Genomic DNA, 23,979 nt, shown 5'->3' with positions numbered 1-23,979 from the left:
CTCGGCCCAGACCGCCTGTTCGCCAGGCAGATGGGAGCTTCATGCACCGCGCCAAGTTTCACGACCCGCCCGAGGCCCTGACCGCCCAGTTCAGTCGGTCGCGGATCCCGCTTGCGCTGGCGCATGGCACGGGCGACATGCCGCTGTGCATGGTCAATGACGGGTTCCTGAAGCTGACCGGCTATGGCATCGACGATGTCGTGGGGCACAATTGCCGCTTTCTTCAGGGTCCGGACACGCCGCGCGAACAGGTGACCGCCATGTCCGTGTTCCTGGCGCATCAATCCTCGGAAGATGGGCGCTTTCCCGTGCTGAATTACCGCGCGGATGGATCCAGCTTCGCCAACCTGGTGTTCATGTCCAAGCTGCGCGACGGTGCCGGACAGCTTCGCTTCGTCATCGCCTCGCAGTTCGACATGGGACGACATGGCAGCAAGGACGAATTGCTGACCAACGACGCGGAGTTGAAGACGAGGATGGAGGATGTGCGCAAGGCGGCAAGCCAGTTCGGGCTGATCATGTCCGACAGTTCGGCCATCATCGCGCGGTCCATCTCGACCTTGGCGAGGCTTGCGATCCGCGATGAATGACGCCAGCCCCCAGAAGGACGAGATGTCGCCCGCCGGCGCACGGCGCGATTTCGCGGTCGTGGCGATCGGCGCCTCGGCCGGTGGCCTCGAAGCGCTGCAGGACCTGCTGCGCGATGCCAGCCGCGACGATCCTGCGGCCTATGTCATCATCCAGCACCTGGACCCCACGCATGACAGCGTCCTGGCCGAGCTTCTGGACCGCCGCACCGCGCTGAGCGTCCGGCAGGCCGAACACGGCACCGAACTCAGCCCCGGCCACGTCTATACCATCCCCCCCGGCGCGCGGATGCTGATCGAGGGGCGCAAGCTGGTCCTGACCGAATTCGACCAGCCGCGCGGCCTGCGCCGCCCCATCGACGATTTCTTCGAGAGCCTCGCCCAGCAGCAGGGCTCGGCCGCGGCCTGCGTGATCCTGTCGGGCACCGGCGCGGACGGCACCTTGGGGCTGCGGGCGATCAAGGAACATGGCGGGGTCTGCGTCGTGCAGGAACCCCGCACCGCCCGCTATGACGGGATGCCGCTGTCGGCGGAATCGACGGGGCTCGTGGACTTCGTGCTGCCGCCCGACCGCATCGTCCCCGCGATCCTGCAATTCTTCGAAAGCCGCGACGACGAGGTGGCCGAGGAATCCATGATGGCCGACGCCCGCAGGATCTGCGAGGTGCTGCACGAGCAATGCGGCCACGATTTCGGCGGCTACAAGATGTCCACGCTGGTGCGCCGGATCCGCCGCCGGATGCAGGTCCTGGGCATCCAGACCGCGCGCGCCTACCTGGCGCATCTGGAACGCGACTGCGACGAATGCGACGCGCTGCAGAACGAGTTCCTGATCAACGTCACGCGCTTCTTCCGCGACCCCGAACTGTTCCGCACGCTGCGCGACCGCGCCATCCGCCCCATGGTCCGCGACAGCGACGGAGAGGAGCTGCGCATCTGGGTGCCCGGCTGCTCGTCGGGCGAGGAAGCCTACAGCATCGCCATGCTGATCGACGCCGAGATGCGCGCGGCGGGGATGCGCCCGCGCTTCACCGTCTTCGCCTCGGATATCGACAAGAAGATGATCGAGGTCGCGCGGACCGGCAGCTATCCCATCAGCGCGCTGGCCGACATCCCCGAGGAGCTGCGCGGCGAATACACCACCCATCGCGACGCGCTGATGCAGATCACGCCGCAGCTACGCGACCGGGTGCGCTTCTCGATCCACAGCGTGCTGCGCGATCCGCCCTTCGCGCGGGTGGACCTGATTTCCTGCCGCAACCTGCTGATCTACCTGGACGAGGAACTGCAGTCCCGCGTGCTGCCGCTGTTCCATTACGCGCTGCGGCCCGGCGGTTTCCTGTTCCTCGGGCCGTCCGAGGGGGTGCGCCGGGAATCGGTGCATTTCAACGAACTGGACCGCCCTGCCCGCCTGTTCCAGCGCGACGAGACGACCGCCCGCCTGCCGCTGGACCTGCCCTTCCGCAGGCCCGCCGCGACCGATCGCAGCGATCAGCGATCCGAGGCGACCGGCAGCCGTCACGCCGTCGCTGCCGCGCAGCGCCGCGTGCTGGACCGTTTCGCGCCTGCCTCGTTGCAGGTCTCCCGCGCGGGCGAGGTGCTTTGGTCCGCGGGCCGCCTGTCGCGCTTCCTGTCGGTCGAGCCGACCGCCCGCAAGCCCGTGCTGGCCCAGCAGATCGTGCATCCCGGCCTGAAGGAGGCCGTGACCGCCGCGCTGGACCAGGTCGGCAACAGCGGCCGCGCCGTCATCGTGCGCGATCTCGTCGCGCGGTCCGATATCGGCTCTCAGGCCGTGTCGCTGTTCGCCGAACCCCTGCCCGACCGCAGCATCCTTCTGGTCTTCCAGGAGGCCGCGCAGCAGCAGGCAGACACCGATACCGACACCGACGAGCTGAGCATCACCGAATCCCGCGCCGACCTGCTGGAGGAGGAGCTGCGCCTGACCCAGATCGAGCTGCATGGCGCGGTCGAGGAACTGGAGACGGCGAACGAGGAGCTGAAGAGCTCGAACGAAGAAATGATGTCGATGAACGAGGAGCTTCAGTCCACCAACGAGGAACTGAGCACCGTCAACGACGAGCTGAAATCCAAGATCGACGATCTGACCGCCGCCAACAGCGACCTGCAGAACTTCTTCTCGGCCACCAAGATCCCGTTGCTGGTCGTCGATCGGGACGTGAAGGTCCGCAACTTCACCAATGCCGCGCTGCAGATATTCCCGTTGCGGCGGTCCGATTACGGACGCCCGCTGGCCGACGTGTCGAACGCCTTCAACAGCCCCGCGCTGGAGGAGATGGCCCGAGAGGTCATCCGCCAGGGCGAGGCGCAGGGGACCGAGCTGACCGAGGCCGGTTCGGACCGCGTCTGGCGGATCGACGCCAAGGCCTATCGCGGCCCCGAGGGGAACCTCGAAGGGGCCATGCTGGTCTTCGAGGATGTGACCGCCCTGCGCGACCTGCGCATCCAGATCGAGCGGCAGGAGGATCGCCTGAACTCGGTCCGCCACCTTGCGCGGATCGCGGTCTGGCAGTTCGACGCGGACACGCGCAGCCTGACCATCGACGACAGCTCGGACCTTCTGGGCGTGGGCCAGACCGCGCAGCTGCCGATGCAGGCATTCGCCGCGCTGATCGCGCCCGACGACCGCGAGGATCTGCTGACGGACCTGCGGGCCTGCGCCGATGGCCAGGGCTTCCGCCGGGTGCTGCGCCCGTCAGCCAGGGAACGCGCGGGCACGTGGCTCGAGGCATCGGGCGAACGGGTCGGCACGGGTGCGAATGCCCGCGTGCTGGGCGTCATGGTGGACGTGACCGCCGCGCAATCGGCGGCCGAGCTGCGCGAGGCCGTCATCCGCGAGATGGATCACCGGGTGAAGAACCTCTTCACCCAGATCTCGGCCATGCTGCGGATGGCCGCGCGCGAGACCGACGACGCGCGCGAGGTCGTGGACGAGGTGTCCTCGCGCATCTCGGCGCTGGCCAGTTCGCACAGCCTGACGACGGCCAAGGGCAAGTCCGAGGAACTGCCGCTGCGCCAGCTGATCGAGACCTCGCTGGCCCCCTATCGCGGGGCGCGCATCACGCTGGAGGGCGACGAGACGCAGATCCGCCCCGTGAACGTGGTGCCGCTGTCGCTGATCCTGCACGAACTGGCCACCAACGCCTTCAAATACGGCGTGCTGGGTCCGGTGCAGGGCGCGCTGCGCATCGGCTGGCAGACCGAAGGCCGCGACCTGATCCTGAACTGGACCGAGGATTACGACGTGGCGCGCGCCGACATCCAGCCCGATCGCGGCTTCGGCTCGGTCCTGCTGGAGGGTGCCGCCGCGCAGATCGGCGCCGAGTTGGAGGTCGATCAGTCCGAGACCCGGCGCCACACCCGGCTGGAATGGCAGGGCGGCGCCGGCTGACGGGTCATCGGGCCGAGAGCGTCTCGCAGACCGCCAGAAGCTGTTCGCGCACCATCGCGGGGATGCGGTCCTCGGGCATGTCCTCGGTCGAGGCCCATTGCCGAACCGCGTTGCCAAGCGCATGCATCGTCATGTGCGCCATCATGTCCGCCTGCCATTGCGACCCCGGCCCCAGCCGCGCCTGCAGGGGACCGCTGATCGACATGGCGATGGTGTCCAGCGTGTCGCGGAAGGTGCAGGTGACCTCGGGCAACTGGTCCAGCATCGTCTCGAGCATCAGAAGCGTCGGGCGATCGGGCGGGCTGGTTTCCAGAAGCGCCGTCACGGCGCGGGTCAGATCCTCCAGCACCGGTTCCCGCGAAGTCGCGATGAAGGCGCAATCCTCGGGCTCGAGCACCGGCAGCGGGCCGACCAGCGCGGCCTGCTTGTTCGGGAAATAGTTGAAGAAGGTCCGGGTGCTGATCCCTGCCTTATGCGCGATGGCGTCCGTCGTCACGGCGTGCAGCCCCTGTTCCATCACCAGTTTCAGCGCGGTGGTCTGGATCTCTCGGGCGGTCTGGCGGCGGCGCCGATCACGAAGGCTTGTGTTCATTCTTGCAGCAGTTCCGAATTTGCGTTTCCGGCAAATATTGCATAGTCGGCAATTCCGTGCAATGAGCCGCGCAAGGGCCGACGCAGCGTCCGGCCGCAATCGGAGACACAGATGCGCGACTTCTTGCGAATGACGGGCGCGGCGCTTGGCGCATCGCTCATGCTTGCTTCCAGCGTGGCGGCCCAGGGAATGCCCCCCAAGACCGTCGGCGTGATGCAGATCGAGGAACAGGACGTTCCCCGGATCTTCACCCTGCCCGGCCGCGCCGTGGCCGCCAATGCCGCCGAGATCCGCCCCCGCGTCAGCGGCATCGTGACCGAGGTGCTGTACGAACCCGGCCAGGAGATCGCGCGCGGCACGCCGATGTTCCGCATCGACGACACCACCTATCAGGCCAGCGTCGCCGCAGCCGAAGCCGACCTGGCATCGGCCCGCGCCCAGCTGACCGAGGCCGAATCCTCGTTGCGGCGCAACCAGGCGCTGCTGGGATCGGGGACGACCCAGGCCCAGGTCGAAAGCGCGCAGGCGACCCGCGACCAGGCACAGGCGCAGGTCAGCGCCGCCGAGGCCGCGCTGGTGCAGGCGCAGGCCGAACTGGACTGGACCACCGTCACCAGCCCGCTGGACGGCATCGCCAGCGTGGCCGAGGCCTCGATCGGGGACCTGGTCACGGCGAACCAGTCGGATGCGATGGCCACGATCACCCAGCTGGACCCGATCGAGGTGGACATGTACGAACCCTCGTCGCGCTTCCTGTCGGTGCTGGACGACATCAATGACGGGCGCCTGCGCCTGAACGACGAATTGCGCGCGACCCTGACGCTGGAGAACGGCCGCACCTACCAGGCGGTGGGCGAGCTGATCGCGCCGGGGGTCACGGTCTCGACCTCGACCGGGTCCATCGACACGCGCTTCCGCTTCGACAATCCCGACAAGCTGATCCTGCCCGGCATGTTCCTGCGCGGACAGGTCGAACTGGGCGTGACCCGCGCGATCCTGGTGCCGCAGACCGCCGCCAGCCGCGACAAGATCGGCCAGCTCTCGGCATGGGTGGTCGAGGACGGCAAGACCTCGAAGCGCGACCTGACCGCCGATGGCAGCTATCGCAACCAGTGGATCGTGACCGAGGGGCTGGCGAACGGCGAGACGCTGGTCGTGGACGGCATGTCCGGCCTGTCCGAGGGCGCCGAGGTCCAGACCGCGCCCGTCACCGTCGACGAGGCCGGGGTCGTCCGCGACGCCGCGCAGCCCGAAGCGGAGTAAGGCCAGATGGCACGTTTCTTCATCCACCGCCCCGTCTTCGCATGGGTGCTGGCGCTGGTCACGATGCTGGTGGGGGTCATGGGCCTCAACAGCCTCGCGATCGAGCAGTACCCGCAGATCGCGCCCACCACGGTGCGTGTCAGCGCGACCTATACCGGCGCGTCGGCTGAAATCGTCGAAAGCTCTGTCACCACGGTGATCGAGGACGCGATGACCGGCATCGACGGGCTGACCTACATGACCTCGAACTCGACGCCGGGTTCGACCTCGATCTCGTTGACCTTCGACGACAGCGTGGACCCCGACATCGCGCAGGTGCAGGTCCAGAACAAGCTGCAGCTGGTGACCTCGCAGCTGCCGGACGTGGTGCAGCAGCAGGGCGTGCAGGTCGAACGCTCGACCAGCTCGATCCTGCTGGTGGGCGCGCTGACCGCGCCCGATGGCGGCTACGATTCCGTCGAACTGGGCGATCTGGTCGCCCAGCTTATCGAGGATCCGGTCAAGCGGACCGAGGGCGTGGGCTCGATCAACACCTTCGGTTCGGGCTATGCCATGCGCATCTGGCTGGACCCGATGAAGATGGTCCAGTACCAGGTCACGCCCTCGGACGTGACCGCCGCGGTCGCGGAACAGAACACCAACGTCACGGTGGGCGATCTGGGCGCGCAGCCCAGTGCGCAGGGCCAGCAGATCACGGTGCCGGTCTCGGCGCAGTCGCAGCTGTCCACCGCCGAGGAGTTCGAGCGCATCCTGCTGCGCGTGGCCACCGACGGCTCGACCGTGTTCCTGGGCGATGTCGCCCGTATCGAGATCGGGCAGGAAAGCTATGGCGGGGCATCGCGCCACAACGGCAACCCCGCCGCGGGCTTTGCCGTGAACCTTGCGACCGGCGCGAACGCGGTCGACACCGCCGAACGCGTGCGTGAGGTCATCGACGGCATGGAGGGATCGCTGCCCGAGGGCGTCGAGATCGTCTATCCCTACGACACCTCGCCCTTCGTCGAGAAATCCATCGAGCAGGTCTATCACACCCTGGCCGAGGCCGTGGTGCTGGTCTTCCTGGTCATCCTGGTCTTCCTGCAGAGCTGGCGCGCGACGCTGATCCCGGTCATCGCGATCCCGGTCGTGCTGCTGGGCACCTTCGCGATGCTGGCCTTCGCGGGCTTTTCCATCAACACGCTGACGATGTTCGCCATGGTGCTGGCCATCGGCCTTCTGGTGGACGACGCCATCGTGGTCGTCGAGAACGTCGAACGCGTCATGGAAGAGGACGGCCTGAGCGCCGTCGAGGCCACCGAGAAGAGCATGGACGAGATCACCTCGGCGCTGGTCGGCATCGTGCTGGTGCTGTCGGCGGTGTTCCTGCCGATGGCCTTCATGACGGGGGCCACGGGCGTGATCTATCGCCAGTTCTCGGTCACGATCATCACGGCGATGGTGCTGTCCCTTGGCGTCGCGGTCATCCTGACGCCCGCCATGTGCGCCAGCCTGCTGAAGCCGCGCGACCACAAGGGCGGCATCGCGCCCGCGCGCTGGTTCAACCGCAACATGGACCGCGCCACCGACGGCTATGTCGGGACGGTGACGCGCCTGATCCGGCGCCCGCTGCGGTCGCTGATCGTGCTGGTCATCATCGGCTTCGGGATCGCGGCGCTGTTCGACCGGCTGCCGGGCTCGTTCCTGCCCGACGAGGATCAGGGCGTGGCGATCGTGATGATCCAGGGGCCGGACGGCTCGACCACGGAACAGACCAAGGCGCTGGTCGAGAAGGTCGAGACCTACATGCTGACCCAGGAGACCGAAACGGTCGAATCCGTCTTCGCGGCACTGGGCTTCAGCTTCCAGGGCACCGGGCAGAACAACGCCATCGTCTTCGTCAAGCTGCGCGACTATGACGCGCGCGGCGACGGGGTGGCGGACCTTGTGAACCGCGCCAACGGGTTCTTCTTCACGACGAACCGGCAGGGGCAGATCTTCACGCTGCAGCCGCCCGCGATCCAGGGGCTGGGCACCTCGTCGGGGTTCACCATGTACCTGGTGGACCAGACCGGTCAGGGCCAGGACGCGCTGTCGGCGGCCGCCGACCAGCTGGTCGCCACCGCGCAGGAGGACGGCCGCGTCACCAGCCTCCGCGGCAACGACGCCGCCACCCAGACGGCGCTGCAGCTGGACATCGACCAGCAGAAGGCCGCCGCCTTCGGCCTGTCCATCAGCGAGGTGAACGCCATGCTGTCCGTGATCTTCGCGGGCCGCGAGGTGAACGACTTCGCGCTTGGCAACGACCTGCGTCCCGTGATCGTGCAGGGCGAGGCCGACACCCGCAGCCAGCCCGACGACATCGACCGCTGGTATGCCCGCAACTCGGACGGAGAGATGGTGTCCTTCGGCGCGTTCTCGACCCGGTCCTGGGAACAGGAACCGCAGGCGCTGGCCCGCTTCGGCGGCACCCGCGCGCTGGAACTGAGCGGCGCCGCCGTGCAGGGCCTGTCCTCGGGCGAGGCGATGAGCGCGATGGAGGAACTGGTCACGGACATGGACGGCGGATACGGCGCGGCCTGGACGGGGCTATCCTACCAGGAACGGCTGTCGGGCAACCAGGCGCCGATCCTGTTCGCGCTGTCGGCGCTGGTCGTGTTCCTGGCGCTTGCCGCGCTGTACGAAAGCTGGTCGGTGCCGCTGGCGGTCATGCTGACCGTTCCGGTGGGCATCCTGGGCGCGCTGGCGGCGGCGCTGGTCTTCGGGCAGTCGAACGACGTCTACTTCAAGGTGGGCCTGCTGACGACCATCGGCCTTGCGGCCAGGAACGCCATCCTGATCGTCGAGTTCGCCGAGGCCCAGATCGCCGAGGGCAAGAACATGCTGGAGGCCGCCGCCATCGCGTCGCGCCAGCGCCTTCGCCCGATCCTGATGACCACCTTCGCCTTCATGCTGGGCGTGCTTCCCCTGGCCATCGCATCCGGCGCGGGTGCGGGGGCGCAGAACTCGATCGGTATCGGGGTTCTGGGCGGCATGGCCTCGTCCGCCGTCATCGGGATCTTCCTGGTGCCGGTCTTCTATGTCGCCGTGCTGACCGTGCGGCGGATCTTCACCCGAAAGGAAAAGACGACGTGACTGTTCGGGCAATTCCCAAGCGCGCGGCCCTGTCGCTGACGGCGCTGCTTCTGATCTCGGCCTGCGCGGCGGTCGGCCCCGAGCCGACGGCCATCCCCGACCCCAAGGTCCAGCCCGCCTTCGAAGAGGGCGACAACACCCCCGTCGGGCAGGTGGGCGCGCGGGCCTTCTGGTCGGACTATCGCGATCCGGTCCTGTCCGACCTGATCGCGCAGGGGCTGACGAACAGCCTGGACATCCTGACCGCGAACGAACGCATCCGCGCGGCACAGGCCGATGCGCAGGCGACGCGGCCCTGGGCCTCGCAGGTATCGGGCAGCGATGCGACCGTCACCCGCAGCAAGTCGGGCGGCGATGCGACGGCCACGAGCTACAGCACCGATTCCAGCCTGTCGGCCAGCTTCGTCTTCGACCTGTTCGGGGGCGCGCGCCGTGAACGCGAGGCCGCGCAATCCGCGCTGGACGCCGCCGAGGCCGAGGCCGAGGTCGTGCGCCTCGCCTGGCTGGCCGAGGTGATCGCCGCCTATGCCGATGCGCGGTATCAGCAGCAGGCGCTGGCCCTGACGCGCGAAACGATCAGCGCGCGCGAACGCACGCTGTCGGTCACGCGCGAAATGCAGTCCCTCGGGCTTGCGACCGATTACGACATCGCCCAGACCGAGGCCCTGCTGCAGACCGCCCGCGCGGACCTGCCATCCTACGAGGCGCAGTTCAACGCGCAGGTCTTCCGGCTGTCCACGCTGCTGAACGTGCAGGCGCGGCCGCTGATGGCGCGCATGTCCTCGGGCTCGGGGGCGCTGCGCATCCCGGCGGGCCCCGGCACCGGCGTTCCCGCGGAACTGCTGCAGAACCGTCCCGACATCCGCCAGTCCCGCGCCGAGCTGGGGCAGGCCCTGGCGCAGGTCGGGGTGGCGACGGCGGACATGCTGCCCTCGATCTCGTTGACGGGGTCGGTCTCGGACAGCGACGGCACCGACGGCTGGAGCTTCGGCCCCCGCGTGTCTCTGCCGATCACCAACCAGGGCGTGCTGAACGCGACGCGCAACCGCCGCATCTCCGAGGCCCAGCAGGCCGATCTGGAATGGCGGTCCGATGTCGCCGCCGCGGTCGAGGACGTGCAGACCAGCCAGTCGAACCTGCGCCGCTATCGCCAGCGGGTCTCGACCCTGGAGGGGGCAGCGTCCTCGTATGATCGCGCCTACGACCTGGCACGCCAGAACTTCGAGGCGGGCGCCCTGCCCCTGGTGGACCTGCTGGATGCGGACCGCCAGCGTGCCTCGGCGCGGCTGTCGGCGGCAAGCGCGCGCAACGATGCGGCGCAGGAATGGGCCGTGCTGCAGATCGCGACCGGCGCGGGCGCCGCGGTGACGCGCATCGCCGAATGACGAACAGGGGCCGGGCCGCAAAGGCCCGGTTCCCCGACAGTTCGTTCCGATTTTTCAGGAAGATGTTGGTGCGGTCGAGAAGACTCGAACTTCCACTCCGGTTAAGGAACAGCGACCTCAACGCTGCGCGTCTACCAATTCCGCCACGACCGCATCCGGGCAGTGCGGGCGTCTTAGCCGAGCCTTCGTGCCTTGAAAAGAGGTATAATGCAAAAAAGCGCATCCCGTCATGCAAGCTTGGCGATTGACGAAAGCGCCGCCACGCGCCACATCGCCCCCATGGTGGAATGGATCGAAAGCACCGGCCTGACCGGATACGAGGATGCGGTGGCATTCATGGAGGCGCGCGTCGCCGCCATTCATCGCGGCGAGGCCGACGAGGCCGTCTGGCTGGTCGAGCATCCCCCGCTCTATACGGCGGGAACCAGCGCGCGGGCGCAGGACCTGCTGGATGCGCGATTCCCCGTCCACGAGACCGGGCGCGGCGGGCAGTTCACCTATCACGGGCCGGGACAGCGCATCGTCTATGTCATGCTGGACCTGAACCGGCGCGGGCGCGACGTGCGCGCCTTCGTCGCCAATCTCGAGGCATGGGTCATCGCCGCCCTGGCCGAGTTCGGCATCCGAGGAGAGATCCGCGAGGGCCGCGTCGGCGTCTGGGTGCCGCGCCCCGACCGCCCGCCCCTGTTCGACGGCACCCCGCGAGAGGACAAGATCGCCGCGATCGGCGTGAAGCTGCGCCGTTGGGTCAGCTTCCACGGCATCTCGATCAACCAGGATCCGGACCTGTCGCATTACGGTGGGATCGTGCCCTGCGGCATCAGCGGGCACGGCGTCACCAGCCTTGTCGATCTGGGCCTGCCCGTCGAGATGGGCGACCTGGATGTCGCGCTGCGCAAGGGGTTCGACCAGGTCTTCGGCTGACCTGCGACCAAGGGACCGCTGGACGCCGCCCGCATGGGCGCTAGGCTGCCGCCGAACCATCCGGAGATTTCAGATGCCAAAGGCAGCCGCCGCCATCCTTCTTGCATCCGCAGCCATGGCCCACGCGCAGGCGGGCGACCCCGAGGCCGGCGAATCCGAGTTTCGCAAGTGCCGGTCCTGTCACATGATCCAGGACGATCAGGGCAACGACATCGTGCGCGGCGGGCGCATCGCCCCGAATCTGTGGAACATCATCGGCAGCCCGGCCGCGCACCAGGAGGACTATCGCTATGGCGACGGCCTGCTGGCGGTGCGCGAGGCCAATCCCGACTTCGTCTGGACCGAGGAGGAGATGATCGCCTATGTCACCGATCCGACCGCCTGGGTCCGCGAGAAATCGGGCGACGATCGCGCACGCAGCAAGATGACCTTCAAGCTGAACGCGAACCAGGCCGATCTTGCCGCGTTCCTTGCCCAGAACAGCCCCGACGCCCCCTAGGTTCACGTCGCGCGGTCGTGAGCGAACGTGACCTCGCGCCTTCGTGACGCATTGCCCGAAGCGCGAGGCTGGTCTAAAGAATGCGTGATACGCCGGCTGCCGGGCCGGACTGACGACATCTTGAGGGAGTTCGGGTATGGCAGACGCAGCCTCGCACGGCCACGAAGACCATCATGACACCCGCGGATTCTTCACCCGCTGGTTCATGTCCACCAATCACAAGGATATCGGTATCCTGTACCTGTTCACCGCGGGCCTTGCCGGCCTGATCTCGGTGGCCTTCACCGTGTACATGCGGATGGAGCTTCAGGAACCGGGCGTGCAGTACATGTGCACCGAGGGCGCGCGCTTCTTCGCGGATGCCGCCGCCGAATGCACCCCGAACGGTCACCTGTGGAACGTCATGATCACCTATCACGGTGTGCTGATGATGTTCTTCGTCGTGATCCCGGCCCTGTTCGGCGGCTTCGGCAACTACTTCATGCCGCTGCAGCTGGGCGCGCCGGACATGAGCTTCCCGCGCATGAACAACCTCAGCTACTGGCTGTATGTCGCGGGCCTTCTGCTGGGCATCGCCTCGCTTCTGGCGCCGGGCGGCAGCCAGCAGTCCGGCTCGGGCGTGGGCTGGGTGCTGTATCCGCCGCTGTCGACCAACGAACAGGGCTACTCGATGGACCTGGCGATCTTCGCCGTCCACGTCTCGGGTGCGTCCTCGATCGTCGGCGCGATCAACATCATCACGACCTTCCTGAACATGCGTGCCCCCGGCATGACGCTGTTCAAGGTGCCGCTGTTCGCATGGTCGGTCTTCATCACCGCCTGGCTGATCCTTCTGGCCCTGCCCGTGCTGGCCGGCGCGATCACCATGCTGCTGATGGACCGCAACTTCGGCACCAACTTCTTCAACCCGGCAGGCGGCGGCGACCCGGTGCTGTACCAGCACATCCTGTGGTTCTTCGGCCACCCCGAGGTGTACATCATCATCCTGCCCGGCTTCGGCATCATCAGCCACGTCATCGCGACCTTCGCGCGCAAGCCGATCTTCGGCTACCTGCCGATGGTCCTGGCGATGGCCGCGATCGGGATCCTGGGCTTCGTCGTCTGGGCGCACCACATGTACACCGTCGGCATGTCGCTGACCCAGCAGAGCTACTTCATGCTGGCGACCATGACGATCGCGGTGCCCACGGGCATCAAGGTCTTCAGCTGGATCGCGACGATGTGGGGCGGCAGTGTCGAGTTCAAGACCCCGATGCTGTGGGCCTTCGGCTTCCTGTTCCTGTTCACCGTGGGCGGCGTCACCGGCGTGGTCCTGAGCCAGGCACCGCTGGACCGCGTCTATCACGACACCTATTATGTCGTGGCGCATTTCCACTACGTGATGTCGCTCGGCGCGGTCTTCGCGATCTTCGCGGGCGTGTATTACTGGATCGGCAAGATGTCGGGCCGCCAGTACCCGGAATGGGCGGGCAAACTGCACTTCTGGGCGATGTTCATCGGCGCGAACCTGACCTTCTTCCCGCAGCACTTCCTGGGCCGCCAGGGCATGCCGCGCCGCTATATTGACTATCCGGTCGAATATGCGTTCTGGAACAACATCAGCTCGATCGGTGCATACATCTCGTTCGCGTCGTTCCTGTTCTTCATCGGGGTCGTCTTCTACACCCTGTTCGCGGGCAAGCGCGTGACGCAGAACAACTACTGGAACGAATATGCCGACACGCTGGAGTGGACGCTGACCTGCCCCCCGCCCGAGCACACCTTCGAGCAGCTGCCGAAGCGCGAGGAGTGGGACCGCACCCCGGCCCACTGAGCGGACGGCACATGCCATATCGCTGGACAGAAGAAACGGCCCCGGATGTTTCCGGGGCCGTTTCTCATCGGCTTGTCCTGTGGCCGCACCGGTCGCTGCCGCGTCGCGGCTTCGTCTGGTTCATCGGGGCGACCATGGCGCTGGTCAGCCTGCCCCTGATCGCGGTGATCGGGACGGCGGCGCTGTGGCCGCTGCTGGTCTTCGTGGCGATCGCGGTGGCGGGGGTATGGTTCGCGCTGCACCTGACCTATCGCAGCGGGCATGTCCACGAGGTGCTGCGCTTCGACGCGCGCAGCCTGTCGCTGGTCCGCCGCGACCCGGGCCGTGCCGCGCGCGACTGGACGGCCAACAGCTTCTGGGTGCGCGCGCTGATCCGCCCCGGCCCGGTCGAAAGCTATCTTGTGCTGACGGACGGGCGCCGCGAACTGGAGCTGGGCGCGTTCCTGACCCCCGAGGAACGCCGCGCCCTGTCGGACGAAATCACGCGCCGGCTTGCCGCCCTTCGCTGATCAGTCGTCATCCACCTTGTCGGGAAGGTCGTCATGGTCGGTTGAGGCGAAATCCTCGAGCTCGTCCTCGGACATGCTGTCATACATGTCCTTCGAGGCACCCTGAAGGTCCTTGACCTTCGTCTCGCCTCGTTTCGCCGAAAGCGCCGCTCCGGCGGCGCGTTGCTGGGCCTTGGATCTGGCGGGCATGATGTCACCTCCTGCCCGCCCGAACGCGCAAGGAGGCGCGTCAGTTCATCAGGCGCGCCTTGACCATGCCGCCGGCGGCACCGAAATCCATCTGGCCCGCGTGGCGTTCCTTCAGCACGGCCATGACGCGACCCATGTCGCGCAGCCCCTCGGCGCCGGTCTCGGACACGGCGGCGTCGATGGCGGCGCGCGTCTCCTCCTCGGTCATCTGGCGGGGCAGGAACTCCTGGATGATCGTGATCTCCTGCTCCTCCTTGGCGGCCAGCTCCAGGCGGCCGCCCTCTTCGTAGGCGCGGGCCGATTCCTGGCGTTGCTTGACCATCTTGGACAGGATCTGGATCAGATCGGCCTCGGTCAGGGTGCCGTCGCCGTCGCCGGTGCGGGCCGCGATCTCGCGGTCCTTCACGGCGGCACCGATCAGGCGAAGGGTGGACAGGCGGTCGCTGTCCTTTGCTTTCATGGCATCTTTGGTCGCGGCTTGCAGCTTGGCTCGCAGATCCATCTGGCTCTCCATCGGGGCGGGCGACGGAAGGGTCGCACCGGAAAGCTGACCTTCTAGGGCGTGGTTCGATGAATAACAAGCGCGCCAACCCGCTTGACCTTGCGGCCCATGCCCCGTAATTGTCGGCCGATTTCAGACCAGAGGTGCCAAGATGGCCAAGAAACCGACCGCCTGCCTGGCGCTTGCCGACGGAACGATCTTCTATGGCCAGGGCTTCGGCGCCCCGGGCGAGGTGGTGTCCGAGCTGGTCTTCAACACCGCCATGACCGGCTATCAGGAGATCATGACCGATCCCTCCTATGCCAGCCAGATCGTCACCTTCACCTTCCCCCATATCGGCAATACCGGCGTCACCACCGAGGATGACGAGGCACAGGACCCCGTTGCCAGCGGCATCGTCGTGCGGTGGGATCCGACCGATCCGTCGAACTGGCGCGCCACCGACGAGCTGTCGGACTGGATGGCCCGCCGCGGCCGCATCGGGATCGGCGGCGTCGATACCCGCCGCCTGACCCGCGCCATCCGCCAGCTGGGTGCCCCGCATGTCGTGCTGGCCCATGATCCGGACGGCAACTTCGACATCGAGGCGCTGGTCGCCAAGGCCCGCGAATGGACCGGCCTTGTCGGGCTGGATCTGGCCAAAACCGTCAGCTGCGCCCAAAGCTATCGTTGGGAAGAAGGCGCATGGGAATGGGGCCAAGGCTTCGGCACCACCCCCGAGCCCAAGCCCTTCAAGGTCGTCGCGCTGGATTACGGCGCGAAGCGCAACATCCTGCGTTCGCTGGTGGCCTTCGGCGCGGATGTCACGGTCCTGCCCGCCACCGCCACCGCCGAAGAGGTCATGGCCCACGAACCCGAGGGCGTCTTCCTGTCGAACGGCCCCGGCGATCCGGCGGCGACCGGTGAATATGCCGTGCCGATGATCAAGGAACTGCTGAACCGCGACATGCCGATCTTCGGCATCTGCCTCGGTCACCAGATGCTGGCGCTGGCGCTTGGTGCCAAGACCGTCAAGATGGGCCACGGCCATCACGGCGCGAACCATCCCGTCCGCGACAACGAGACCGGCAAGGTCGAGATCACCTCGATGAACCACGGTTTCGCGGTGGACAGCCAGTCGCTGCCCGAAGGCGTGATGGAAACCCATATCAGCCTGTTCGACGGCAGCAATTGCGGCATCCGCATGAACGACCGTCCGGTCTTCTCGGTGCAGCACCACCCCGAGGCCGCACCGGGTCCGCAGGACAGCCTGTACCTGTTCAAGCGCTTTGCCGATTCGATGCGCGATCGTCGCGCCAAGGGCTGATTCCGGGTCAGGGTTAACCCGCCGTTAACCAGGGCGTGTCAGGAAAGGGCGTTCCAGAAGGGATTCGCCCATGGCCCTGACCGCCCTGCTGCCCAAGCCCGCAAATCTTCCCACCCCCGATATGGGCGTCGTCCTGCGCGGCCCGACCGCCGCGCCGCAGGACCGCCGCACGCTCGGGCAGATCCTGCTCGAGGATGGGGCGCTGGATCCGGCGGACCTTCTGCGCGCCACGGTCCTGCAGAAGCAGCGCTCGGCCGACCTGCCGCAGGTGCTTCTGTCCGAGAACCTCGTCGCCCCCGAGGCGCTTGCGCGCGCGCTGTCGCGCAGGTGGCGCACGTCATCCATCGACCCGCAGCTGACCCCGCCCGATCCGCGCCTGATCGACGCGGTCGGCGCCGGTTTCTGCCTGACGCATTCGGTGCTGCCCTGGCGGCGCATCGGCGGCGTCACCTGGATCGCCACGGCCCATCCCGAACGCTTCGACGCGATCCTGCCGCTGCTGCCGCAGGGTTTCGGCCATGTCCGCATGCTTCTGTGCAGCGAGGATCAGATCCACCGCAGCGTGCTGGCGCTTCGCGGCACCCGCCTTGTCCGCCAGGCCGAGGCGACGGTCCCCGCCGCCGAAAGCTGCCGGACGCAGGACCAGGCGCGGACCAGCCGCCTTGCGATCGGAGCGATCGCCGTGCTTGCTGCGGGCCTGCTGCTGCAACCCGTCGCCGTCGCGGTGCTGCTGACGATCTGGGCCACGCTGACGCTGGTGACCCAAAGTGCGCTGAAGCTGCTGGCCTTCCTGGCGGCCCGGCGGCACGTTCCGGGCGCGATGTCGCAGGACGCGCCCCTGCCGGTCATCTCGGTCATGGTGCCGCTGTTCAAGGAGAGCGACGTCGCGGGCAAGCTGGTCGCGCGTCTGGCGCGGCTGGACTATCCGCGCCACCTGACCGACCTGCTGCTGGTGATCGAGGCCAGCGACGACGTGACCGAGGCCGCGCTGAAGGGCGCGACCCTGCCCCACTGGATCCGCGTGGTCCGCGTGCCGGACGGCCCGATCAAGACCAAGCCCCGCGCGTTGAACTATGCACTGAACTTCTGTCGTGGCCGGATCGTGGGCATCTGGGATGCCGAGGATCGCCCCGACCCCGACCAGCTGCACAAGGTCGCCCGCCGCTTTCACGAGGCCCCCGCGGACGTCGCCTGCCTTCAGGGCGCGCTGGATTTCTACAACCCGCGCACCAACTGGCTGGCGCGCTGCTTCACCATCGAGTACGCCGCCTGGTTCCGCGTGCTGCTTCCGGGCGTCGCGCGGCTGGGGCTGGTCGTGCCGCTTGGCGGGACCACGCTGTTCTTCCGGCGCGACGTACTGGAGAAGGTGGGCGCCTGGGACGCCTGGAACGTGACCGAGGATGCCGATCTGGGCGTCCGCCTTGCGCGTCGCGGCTACCGGACCGAGATCATCGAGACCACCACCGACGAAGAGGCCAACTGCCGAGCTCTGCCATGGGTCAAGCAGCGGTCGCGCTGGCTCAAGGGGTATGCGATGACATGGGGGGTCCATATGCGCGATCCCGTTGCGCTGTGGCGCGACCTTGGACCGCGCCGCTTCTGGGGGTTCCAGGTGCAGTTCTTCGGCTCGTTGTCGCAATACCTGCTGGCGCCCGTGCTCTGGAGCTTCTGGCTGCTGACGGCGGGGCTGCCCCACCCGATGCGCGGCCCGCTGGAGGGTTTCCTCGGCGGATGGGTCATGCCCGCGCTGTTCGGCCTGTTCGTCGCGTCGGAGCTGCTGTCGATCTTCGTCGGCATGCGCGCCGTTCGCGGCCCCAAGCACCGACACCTGCTGGCATGGGTGCCGACGCTGCACATCTACTTCCCGCTCGGCTGTCTTGCGGGCTGGAAGGCCATCTACGAGGTGGTGACCAAGCCCTTCTACTGGGACAAGACCGCCCATGGCCTGTTCGTCGAGACGCAGGAACCCGAAGCCCCCGCCCTGCCCGAGGGGCTGGTCCAGATCCCCGTCCTGGGCAAGATCGGCGGGCGGTCCCTGTCCGAAGTCGCCGCCGAGATGCAGGATCAGGCCCAACGCGCGAACCGCGACAGGGTCGCAAGCTAGGGCAGCCGGTCCTCGATCAGGGCGGCGATCGCGGCGGCGCGGGTGGCCATGTCGCCTGCCAGTGCCTCCAGCGTCTCGGCGCCGGTCTCTCTCAGCAGGAACTCCTGCCCACCCTTGCCGATCGTGGCGGCGGCAAGCGGCGCATCGGTCAGAAGCCGCCCCGAGGCGTGAAGCCGCCACAGCCTGCGCCAGCCCGAGGACAGCGCCTCGGCGGTGTCGGCGTCGATCAGCCCGGCGCGGCGGCCCGCGCGCAATTGCGCCAGCGTGGCCCGCGCGGGGTCGCCCGCGCGCAACGCGCATGACTGGGCGAACAGGTCGATATCCTGCAACCGCCCCGCACCGCGCTTGGCATCGAAATCGCCGGACGGCGCCTTGGCCGCGAACAGCCGCCTGCGCATGTCGGCCAGATCGCCCATGACGCGCTCGGCCCCGCCGCATTCGCGCAGCACCTGCATTCGCAGCGTTTCCACCTGATCCGCCAGGCCGGGATCGGCACCGCCCTGCGCCACGACGCGCGCGCGGGTCAGGGCCAGGTGCTCCCAGGTCCAGGCCTCGGACAGCTGATAGCTCTCGAAGCTCTGGACCGAGGTCGCGACCGGCCCCTGCCGCCCCGAGGGACGCAGCCGCATGTCGACCTCGTAGAGCCGCCCCTCGGCGGTGGGCGCGGTCAGGGCCGTGATCATCGCCTGCGTCAGCCGCGCGTAATAGGGCCGCGACGATAGCGGGCGCGGCCCGTCAGAGGCTTCGACGCCGTCCGCGTCATAGATCACGATCAGATCCAGGTCCGAGCCCGCGTTCAGCGCCCTCGCGCCAAGCGACCCCATCCCCACCACGACCGCCCCGCGCCCCGGCGGCGGCCCGTGACGCCGCGAGAAGTCCTGCACCGTTACCGGGAACAGCGCCGCGACGCAGGCCCCCGCTAGGTCGGCATACTGGACGGCGGCCTCGTCGGCGTCGATCAGGCCGCGCAGGTGGTGGACACCGATGCGGAATTCCCACTCGTGCGCCCAACGGCGCGCGGCGTCCAGCGCGCGCTCATACCCGCCACCGGGTGCGTCGGCGGCGCGGGCCAGCACGCGCGACAGCTCGTCCCGCAAGGCCCCCTCGCCCGGCCAGGCCGAGAAGAAGCTGCCCCCCAGCACCGCATCCAGAACCGCCGGATGCCGCGCCAGATAGGTCGCAAGCCCCGGCGCGGTCCCGCAGATGTCGACGATCAGGTCGATCAGCTGGGGATTTGCCTCGAACAACGAGAACAGCTGCACCCCCGCCGGCAGCACGGACAGGAAGCTGTCGAAACGCGACAACGCCTCGGTCGGGTGGCCCGAACGCGCCATCCGGTCCAGCAGCGGCGCCTCGATCCGGCGGAAGATCTGCTGGGCGCGGTCAGATCGCAGCGCGGCATAGCCCTGCCATCGGTCGATGATCGTGCGGGCCTCGTCCGACAGTTCGGGCGCGGGGGCGGCTGGTTCCGACGGGGCGAAGAACTCCTCGGTCAGTTCGTGGACGCGGGCCAGCCGGTCGCGCAGCCCGTCGCGGAACGCCTGCGGATCGGATTGCGCCGACAGTGCCGCGATGATGCGCAGCCCCTGGTCGTCCTTGGGCAGCGAATGGGTCTGCGCGTCGTTCACCATCTGGATGCGATGCTCGATGTCGCGATGCTGCCGGTAATGGTCGATCAGCTCCTCGGCCACCTCCGGGGGGACCCAGCCCTTGGCGGCCAGCGCGCGCAACCCGCCCACGGTGTCGCGCTGGCGCAGGTCGCGGTCGCGCCCGCCCGCGATCAGCTGGCGGGTCTGGGTGAAGAACTCGATTTCGCGGATGCCGCCGCGGCCCAACTTCAGGTTGTGGCCGGCGACCTCCAGCTTGCCGCCCAGGCCCTTGTGGTCGCGGATGCGCAGCCGCATGTCGTGGGCGTCCTGGATGGCCGCGAAATCCAGGTGCTTGCGCCAGACGAAGGGGCGCAGCTCGCGCAGGAAACGCTGGCCCGCCGCGATGTCGCCCGCGGCGGCGCGTGCCTTGATGAAGGCCGCGCGTTCCCATGTCCGGCCCTCGGCCTCGTAATAGGCCAGCGCCGCCGCGGTCGAGATGCAGACCGGCGTCACCGAGGCATCGGGCCGCAGCCGCAGGTCCGTGCGGAAGACATAGCCGTGTTCGGTCACGTCCGACAGCGTCGCGGCCATGCGCCGGGTCGCCCGGATCAGCGCGGCGCGCGCCTCCATCTGGTCGGCTTCGGCATAGGCGGTCTCGTCGAACAGGACGATCAGGTCGATATCCGAGCTGTAGTTCAACTCGCGCGCGCCGCCCTTGCCCATCGCCAGCGCGAAGATGCCGCCCGCATCGGCTTCGGTCGCGGGCAGCTTGCCGCGACGCCGCTCGGTTGCGACATGGGCGCGCAGGGCCAGGTCCACCGCGCGATCGGCAAGATCGGACAGGGCGCCGGTGACATCCTCCAGCGGGCAGATGCCACCCAGATCGGCCAGCGCGACCAGCAGCGCGACCCGCCGCTTGGCCCGCCGCAACCCCACCCCGAGCGCGTCGGGGTCCAGGTCCTCGAAGCCCTCGGTCTCGGCGGCGACGATGCCTTCGGGGCGCGGGCCGGCGGCCAGCCAGTCGGCCTCGGACCGGATCAGCCCGGCCAGATAGGGGCTGGACCCCGCCGCGCCCGCGATCAGGTCGCGCAGCGGCGGGTCCGCGTCGGGAAACAGCGCCGCAGCGTCCTGCGCGCGCGTGGTGTCGACGGGGATCGGAATGCGGGTGATGCGGCTGGCCATTGTCATGGGCGGCATGTTCGCGACAGCCGCCGGAACAGTCAACGCGGCCCGTGCGACGACGCGCAAGGGGATAAGTCGACCTATCCCTTTTCGATGCTTGGCCTGTCATCCAAAGGTTGCTAGGCTTTGCCGGACTTTCGACGTCGCTCGTCCGGATCGCACCGCGCTGCCGAACGACCCGACCCCCGTTCAACCGCCCAACAGCCGAGGTGGCAGGATGCGCCACACCGTTCCGCACGCGCCGCAGTTCTATGTCACCGCGCCCCAGCCATGCCCCTATCTGCATGGCCGCGCGGAACGCAAGCTGTTCACCGCGCTTCAGGGCGACAACGCGGCGATGCTGAACAACGCGCTGTCGCGGCAGGGCTTCCGGCGGTCGCAGAACGTGCTCTATCGTCCCAGCTGCGAAAGCTGCGTGGCCTGCATGTCGGCACGCATCCGGGTGGCGGATTTCGCGCCGTCGCGCACGCAGCGCCGGGTCGCGCGCAAGGATGGCGGGCTGCGCCGCGTCGCCACCAGCGCCTGGGCGACCGAGGAGCAGTTCGAGCTGTTCCGCCGCTATCTCGACAGCCGGCACGCCGATGGCGGAATGGCCGACATGGACATCTTCGAATTCGCCGCCATGATCGAGGAAACGCCGATCAAGACCCGCGTGATCGAGTATCGCGGCCACCTGTCGGACCTGTCCACGCCCGGCGACGCCGATGACGACCTGATCGCGGTCTGCCTGACCGACGTGCTGGATGACGGGCTCAGCCTCGTCTACAGCTTCTACGAACCGACGCTGCATCACGCCAGCCTCGGGACCTACATGATCCTCGACCATATCGAGATCGCGCGCGCGGCGGGGCTGCCATATGTCTACCTGGGGTACTGGGTGCCGGGCAGCCGCAAGATGGACTACAAGGCCCGCTTCTCGGCGCTGGAGATCTACAAGGGCGGCGCGTGGCAGGATATCGGCGACCCCGCCGACCACGAGGAAGAGGCCCATCCCCTGTCCGTCGATCCCATCGTCGAACAGGTCGCCCGCATCGCTCTGCCGCAATCGAACCGATAGCGCCCGTCGCATCGCGAAATAAAGTTTCAATCCGCGCGTCTATTGCGTCATTTTAACCGCGCGACCCCATTGACCCCGTTCTGAAGCCCCCCTAGTTTGCGCCGACGCCGTGGCGGAATTATCCAGCCTGCGGCGGGATCTGGACGAAAGTGGAGCAAGAACATGTCCCGAATGATGACGGGTGCAAGAATGGTTGTCGAAGCGCTGCGCGATCAGGGCGTCGATACCGTATTCGGCTATCCGGGCGGGGCTGTGCTACCGATCTATGACGAGATCTTCCAGCAGAACGACATCACCCATGTGCTGGTCCGCCACGAACAGGGCGCGGTCCACATGGCCGAAGGCTACGCCCGGGCGACGGGCAAGCCGGGCGTCGTGCTCGTCACCTCGGGGCCGGGGGCGACGAATGCCGTCACCGGCCTGACCGATGCGCTGCTGGACAGCATTCCGCTGGTGGTCCTGTCGGGCCAGGTCCCGACCTTCATGATCGGCACGGATGGCTTTCAGGAGGCCGATACCGTCGGCATCACCCGCCCCTGCACCAAGCACAACTGGCTGGTCAAGGACACCGACAAGCTGGCCGAGACGATCCACAAGGGCTTCCATGTGGCGACCTCAGGGCGGCCCGGTCCGGTCCTGATCGACATCCCCAAGGACGTGCAGTTCGCCACCGGCAGCTATGCCGGGCCGAAGCAGACCGATACCGGGTCCTATCAGCCGGTGCGCAAGGGCGATCTGGCCCAGATCACCCGCCTGGTCGAGCTGATCGAACAGGCCGAGCGCCCGATCTTCTATACCGGCGGCGGCGTGATCAATTCCGGCCCCGCCGCCAGCCAGCTGCTGCGCGAGCTGGCCGACGCGACCGGCTTCCCCGTCACCTCGACGCTGATGGGCCTCGGCGCCTATCCGGCATCGGGCAAGGGCTGGCTGGGGATGCTGGGGATGCACGGCCTGTACGAGGCGAACCTGGCGATGCACGGTTGCGATCTGATGATCAATGTCGGCGCCCGCTTCGACGACCGCATCACGGGCCGCGTGGCCGATTTCAGCCCCGGCTCGATCAAGGCGCATATCGACATCGACCCCAGCAGCATCAACAAGGTGATCCGCGCCGACGTGCCGATCATCGGCGATGTGGGCCATGTCCTGGAAGACGTGCTGAAGGTCTGGAAATCGCGGGGCCGCAAGGTCAACACCGCGGGGCTGAAGCAGTGGTGGGCGCAGATCGAGGGTTGGAAGGCCAAGAACTGCCTGTTCTATCGCCCGAGCGACACGATCATCAAGCCGCAGCACGCGCTGCAGCGCCTGGAGGCACTGACCAAGGGGCGCGACCGCTATGTCACGACCGAGGTGGGCCAGCACCAGATGTGGGCCGCGCAGTATCTCGATTTCGACGAGCCCAACCGCTGGATGACCTCGGGCGGGCTGGGCACGATGGGCTATGGCCTGCCCGCCAGCATCGGCGTGCAGATGGCACATCCCGACGCGCTGGTCGTGAACGTCGCGGGCGATGCAAGCTGGCTGATGAACATGCAGGAGATGGGCACGGCGGTCCAGTTCCGCTTGCCGGTCAAGCAGTTCATCCTGAACAACGAACGTCTGGGCATGGTCCGCCAGTGGCAGCAGCTGCTGCACGGCGAACGCTACAGCCAATCGTGGTCCGACAGCCTGCCCGATTTCGTCAAGCTGGCCGAGGCCTTCGGCTGCAAGGGCGCGCAGGTCCGCGATCCCGCCGACCTGGACGACGCGATCCAGCAGATGATCGACTATGACGGTCCGTTCATCCTGGACGTGCTGGTCGAGAAGCACGAGAACTGCTTCCCCATGATCCCGTCGGGCAAGCCGCATAACGAGATGCTTCTGGGCGAGGCCGAGACGCAGGGCGTCATCGAAACCGAAGGTGCGGTGCTGGTCTGACCGGCCCCGCCCCCTTTCCAGACATCTGCAACAGGGCAATG

18 protein-coding genes and 1 tRNA gene are annotated in these 23,979 nt (G+C 67.7%); 13 read left to right on the top strand and 6 right to left on the bottom strand.

The window, feature by feature from the left end:
• The first annotated feature begins 41 nt into the window (after window positions 1-41).
• Together QMZ16_RS06270 and QMZ16_RS06265 are read left to right on the top strand one after the other, a co-directional pair.
• Window positions 42-590 (top strand): PAS domain-containing protein, encoded by a 549-nt coding sequence (locus tag QMZ16_RS06270; protein ID WP_282602547.1) that lies wholly within the window; start codon window positions 42-44, stop codon window positions 588-590.
• Window positions 583-3,996 carry a chemotaxis protein CheB gene (locus QMZ16_RS06265; RefSeq protein WP_282602546.1) on the top strand — a complete coding sequence of 1,138 codons (3,414 nt, stop codon included), beginning with the start codon at window positions 583-585 and terminating at the stop codon, window positions 3,994-3,996. The genes QMZ16_RS06270 and QMZ16_RS06265 overlap by 8 nt, the downstream gene beginning before the upstream one ends.
• 4 nt (window positions 3,997-4,000) lie before the next feature.
• Here the strand turns inward: QMZ16_RS06265 and QMZ16_RS06260 are convergent, their stop codons facing one another.
• Window positions 4,001-4,588: a TetR family transcriptional regulator gene (locus tag QMZ16_RS06260; protein WP_282602545.1), complete on the bottom strand. Its 588-nt coding sequence runs from the start codon at window positions 4,586-4,588 to the stop codon at window positions 4,001-4,003.
• On the bottom strand, window positions 4,585-4,749 hold the full coding sequence (locus tag QMZ16_RS06255; RefSeq protein WP_169447675.1) for a hypothetical protein: 165 nt from the start codon (window positions 4,747-4,749) through the stop codon (window positions 4,585-4,587). Before QMZ16_RS06255 ends, QMZ16_RS06260 begins: the two co-directional genes overlap by 4 nt.
• Window positions 4,750-4,777: 28 nt before the next feature.
• On the opposite strand from QMZ16_RS06255, the gene QMZ16_RS06250 reads away from it, so the two are divergent.
• Genes QMZ16_RS06250 through QMZ16_RS06240 form a run of 3 tightly spaced genes read left to right on the top strand, consistent with a single transcriptional unit; the run spans window position 4,778 to window position 10,347 of the window.
• Window positions 4,778-5,851 (top strand): efflux RND transporter periplasmic adaptor subunit, encoded by a 1,074-nt coding sequence (locus QMZ16_RS06250; protein ID WP_282602544.1) that lies wholly within the window; start codon window positions 4,778-4,780, stop codon window positions 5,849-5,851.
• Window positions 5,852-5,857: 6 nt separating this feature from the next.
• Complete coding sequence (locus QMZ16_RS06245; RefSeq protein WP_282602543.1) at window positions 5,858-8,962, top strand: efflux RND transporter permease subunit; 3,105 nt, start codon at window positions 5,858-5,860, stop codon at window positions 8,960-8,962.
• A complete protein-coding gene (locus QMZ16_RS06240; protein WP_282602542.1) occupies window positions 8,959-10,347 on the top strand; it encodes an efflux transporter outer membrane subunit in 1,389 nt (462 codons plus the stop codon). The genes QMZ16_RS06245 and QMZ16_RS06240 overlap by 4 nt, the downstream gene beginning before the upstream one ends.
• 66 nt (window positions 10,348-10,413) lie before the next feature.
• Here the strand turns inward: QMZ16_RS06240 and QMZ16_RS06235 are convergent.
• Window positions 10,414-10,500 (bottom strand) — tRNA-Leu (locus QMZ16_RS06235).
• A gap of 117 nt (window positions 10,501-10,617) precedes the next feature.
• On the opposite strand from QMZ16_RS06235, the gene lipB reads away from it, so the two are divergent.
• From lipB to QMZ16_RS06215, 4 genes are all read left to right on the top strand, one after another.
• Entirely contained in the window at window positions 10,618-11,271 is a 654-nt protein-coding gene (gene lipB / locus QMZ16_RS06230) for a lipoyl(octanoyl) transferase LipB (protein WP_282602563.1), read from the top strand.
• Between the two features lie 73 nt (window positions 11,272-11,344).
• On the top strand, window positions 11,345-11,770 hold the full coding sequence (locus QMZ16_RS06225) for a cytochrome C (RefSeq protein WP_282602541.1): 426 nt from the start codon (window positions 11,345-11,347) through the stop codon (window positions 11,768-11,770).
• A 136-nt stretch (window positions 11,771-11,906) separates the two neighbouring features.
• Window positions 11,907-13,583, top strand: coding sequence for a cytochrome c oxidase subunit I (gene ctaD, locus QMZ16_RS06220; protein WP_022706516.1), 1,677 nt, complete (start codon window positions 11,907-11,909; stop codon window positions 13,581-13,583).
• 11 nt (window positions 13,584-13,594) lie between these two features.
• A complete protein-coding gene (locus QMZ16_RS06215; RefSeq protein WP_282602540.1) occupies window positions 13,595-14,092 on the top strand; it encodes a DUF2244 domain-containing protein in 498 nt (165 codons plus the stop codon).
• Here QMZ16_RS06215 and QMZ16_RS06210 read toward each other — a convergent pair whose 3' ends face one another.
• Entirely contained in the window at window positions 14,093-14,281 is a 189-nt protein-coding gene (locus QMZ16_RS06210) for a DUF3008 family protein (RefSeq protein WP_022706518.1), read from the bottom strand.
• Between the two features lie 40 nt (window positions 14,282-14,321).
• Window positions 14,322-14,783 carry a GatB/YqeY domain-containing protein gene (locus tag QMZ16_RS06205; protein WP_022706519.1) on the bottom strand — a complete coding sequence of 154 codons (462 nt, stop codon included), beginning with the start codon at window positions 14,781-14,783 and terminating at the stop codon, window positions 14,322-14,324.
• Window positions 14,784-14,934: 151 nt separating this feature from the next.
• Here QMZ16_RS06205 and carA point away from each other — a divergent pair, with 151 nt between their 5' ends.
• Complete coding sequence (gene carA / locus QMZ16_RS06200; RefSeq protein ID WP_022706520.1) at window positions 14,935-16,089, top strand: glutamine-hydrolyzing carbamoyl-phosphate synthase small subunit; 1,155 nt, start codon at window positions 14,935-14,937, stop codon at window positions 16,087-16,089.
• A gap of 70 nt (window positions 16,090-16,159) precedes the next feature.
• The gene (locus tag QMZ16_RS06195; RefSeq protein ID WP_282602539.1) at window positions 16,160-18,193 is read left to right on the top strand and encodes a glycosyltransferase; all 2,034 of its coding nucleotides are present in this window, start codon (window positions 16,160-16,162) and stop codon (window positions 18,191-18,193) included.
• Here QMZ16_RS06195 and QMZ16_RS06190 read toward each other — a convergent pair.
• Window positions 18,190-20,970 (bottom strand): glutamine-synthetase adenylyltransferase, encoded by a 2,781-nt coding sequence (locus tag QMZ16_RS06190; protein WP_282602562.1) that lies wholly within the window; start codon window positions 20,968-20,970, stop codon window positions 18,190-18,192. The genes QMZ16_RS06195 and QMZ16_RS06190 overlap by 4 nt on opposite strands.
• A gap of 211 nt (window positions 20,971-21,181) precedes the next feature.
• Here QMZ16_RS06190 and QMZ16_RS06185 point away from each other — a divergent pair, with 211 nt between their 5' ends.
• A complete protein-coding gene (locus QMZ16_RS06185; protein ID WP_022706523.1) occupies window positions 21,182-22,021 on the top strand; it encodes an arginyltransferase in 840 nt (279 codons plus the stop codon).
• Window positions 22,022-22,183: 162 nt separating this feature from the next.
• A complete protein-coding gene (locus QMZ16_RS06180; RefSeq protein ID WP_282602538.1) occupies window positions 22,184-23,938 on the top strand; it encodes an acetolactate synthase 3 large subunit in 1,755 nt (584 codons plus the stop codon).
• Window positions 23,939-23,979: the final 41 nt, after the last annotated feature.

The organism is Paracoccus sp. PARArs4 (assembly GCF_947311865.1).
GTDB classification, from domain to species: Bacteria; Pseudomonadota; Alphaproteobacteria; order Rhodobacterales; family Rhodobacteraceae; genus Paracoccus; species Paracoccus zeaxanthinifaciens.
Note: the sequence above shows the minus strand (reverse complement) of the source record. Positions and strands in the feature narration are given on the sequence as shown.

Bases quoted from the DNA above. Each gene is read 5' to 3' on its own strand.
- QMZ16_RS06270 (WP_282602547.1), top strand. From the start codon at position 42: ATGCACCGCGCCAAGTTTCACGACCCGCCCGAGGCCCTGACCGCCCAG.
- QMZ16_RS06265 (WP_282602546.1), top strand. From the start codon at position 583: ATGAATGACGCCAGCCCCCAGAAGGACGAGATGTCGCCCGCCGGCGCA.
- QMZ16_RS06260 (WP_282602545.1), bottom strand. From the start codon at position 4,588: ATGAACACAAGCCTTCGTGATCGGCGCCGCCGCCAGACCGCCCGAGAG.
- QMZ16_RS06255 (WP_169447675.1), bottom strand. From the start codon at position 4,749: ATGAGCGATGCGCCAAGCGCCGCGCCCGTCATTCGCAAGAAGTCGCGC.
- QMZ16_RS06250 (WP_282602544.1), top strand. From the start codon at position 4,778: ATGCCCCCCAAGACCGTCGGCGTGATGCAGATCGAGGAACAGGACGTT.
- QMZ16_RS06245 (WP_282602543.1), top strand. From the start codon at position 5,858: ATGGCACGTTTCTTCATCCACCGCCCCGTCTTCGCATGGGTGCTGGCG.
- QMZ16_RS06225 (WP_282602541.1), top strand. From the start codon at position 11,345: ATGCCAAAGGCAGCCGCCGCCATCCTTCTTGCATCCGCAGCCATGGCC.
- ctaD (WP_022706516.1), top strand. From the start codon at position 11,907: ATGGCAGACGCAGCCTCGCACGGCCACGAAGACCATCATGACACCCGC.
- QMZ16_RS06215 (WP_282602540.1), top strand. From the start codon at position 13,595: ATGCCATATCGCTGGACAGAAGAAACGGCCCCGGATGTTTCCGGGGCC.
- QMZ16_RS06210 (WP_022706518.1), bottom strand. From the start codon at position 14,281: ATGCCCGCCAGATCCAAGGCCCAGCAACGCGCCGCCGGAGCGGCGCTT.
- QMZ16_RS06205 (WP_022706519.1), bottom strand. From the start codon at position 14,783: ATGGATCTGCGAGCCAAGCTGCAAGCCGCGACCAAAGATGCCATGAAA.
- carA (WP_022706520.1), top strand. From the start codon at position 14,935: ATGGCCAAGAAACCGACCGCCTGCCTGGCGCTTGCCGACGGAACGATC.
- QMZ16_RS06195 (WP_282602539.1), top strand. From the start codon at position 16,160: ATGGCCCTGACCGCCCTGCTGCCCAAGCCCGCAAATCTTCCCACCCCC.
- QMZ16_RS06190 (WP_282602562.1), bottom strand. From the start codon at position 20,970: ATGACAATGGCCAGCCGCATCACCCGCATTCCGATCCCCGTCGACACC.
- QMZ16_RS06185 (WP_022706523.1), top strand. From the start codon at position 21,182: ATGCGCCACACCGTTCCGCACGCGCCGCAGTTCTATGTCACCGCGCCC.
- QMZ16_RS06180 (WP_282602538.1), top strand. From the start codon at position 22,184: ATGTCCCGAATGATGACGGGTGCAAGAATGGTTGTCGAAGCGCTGCGC.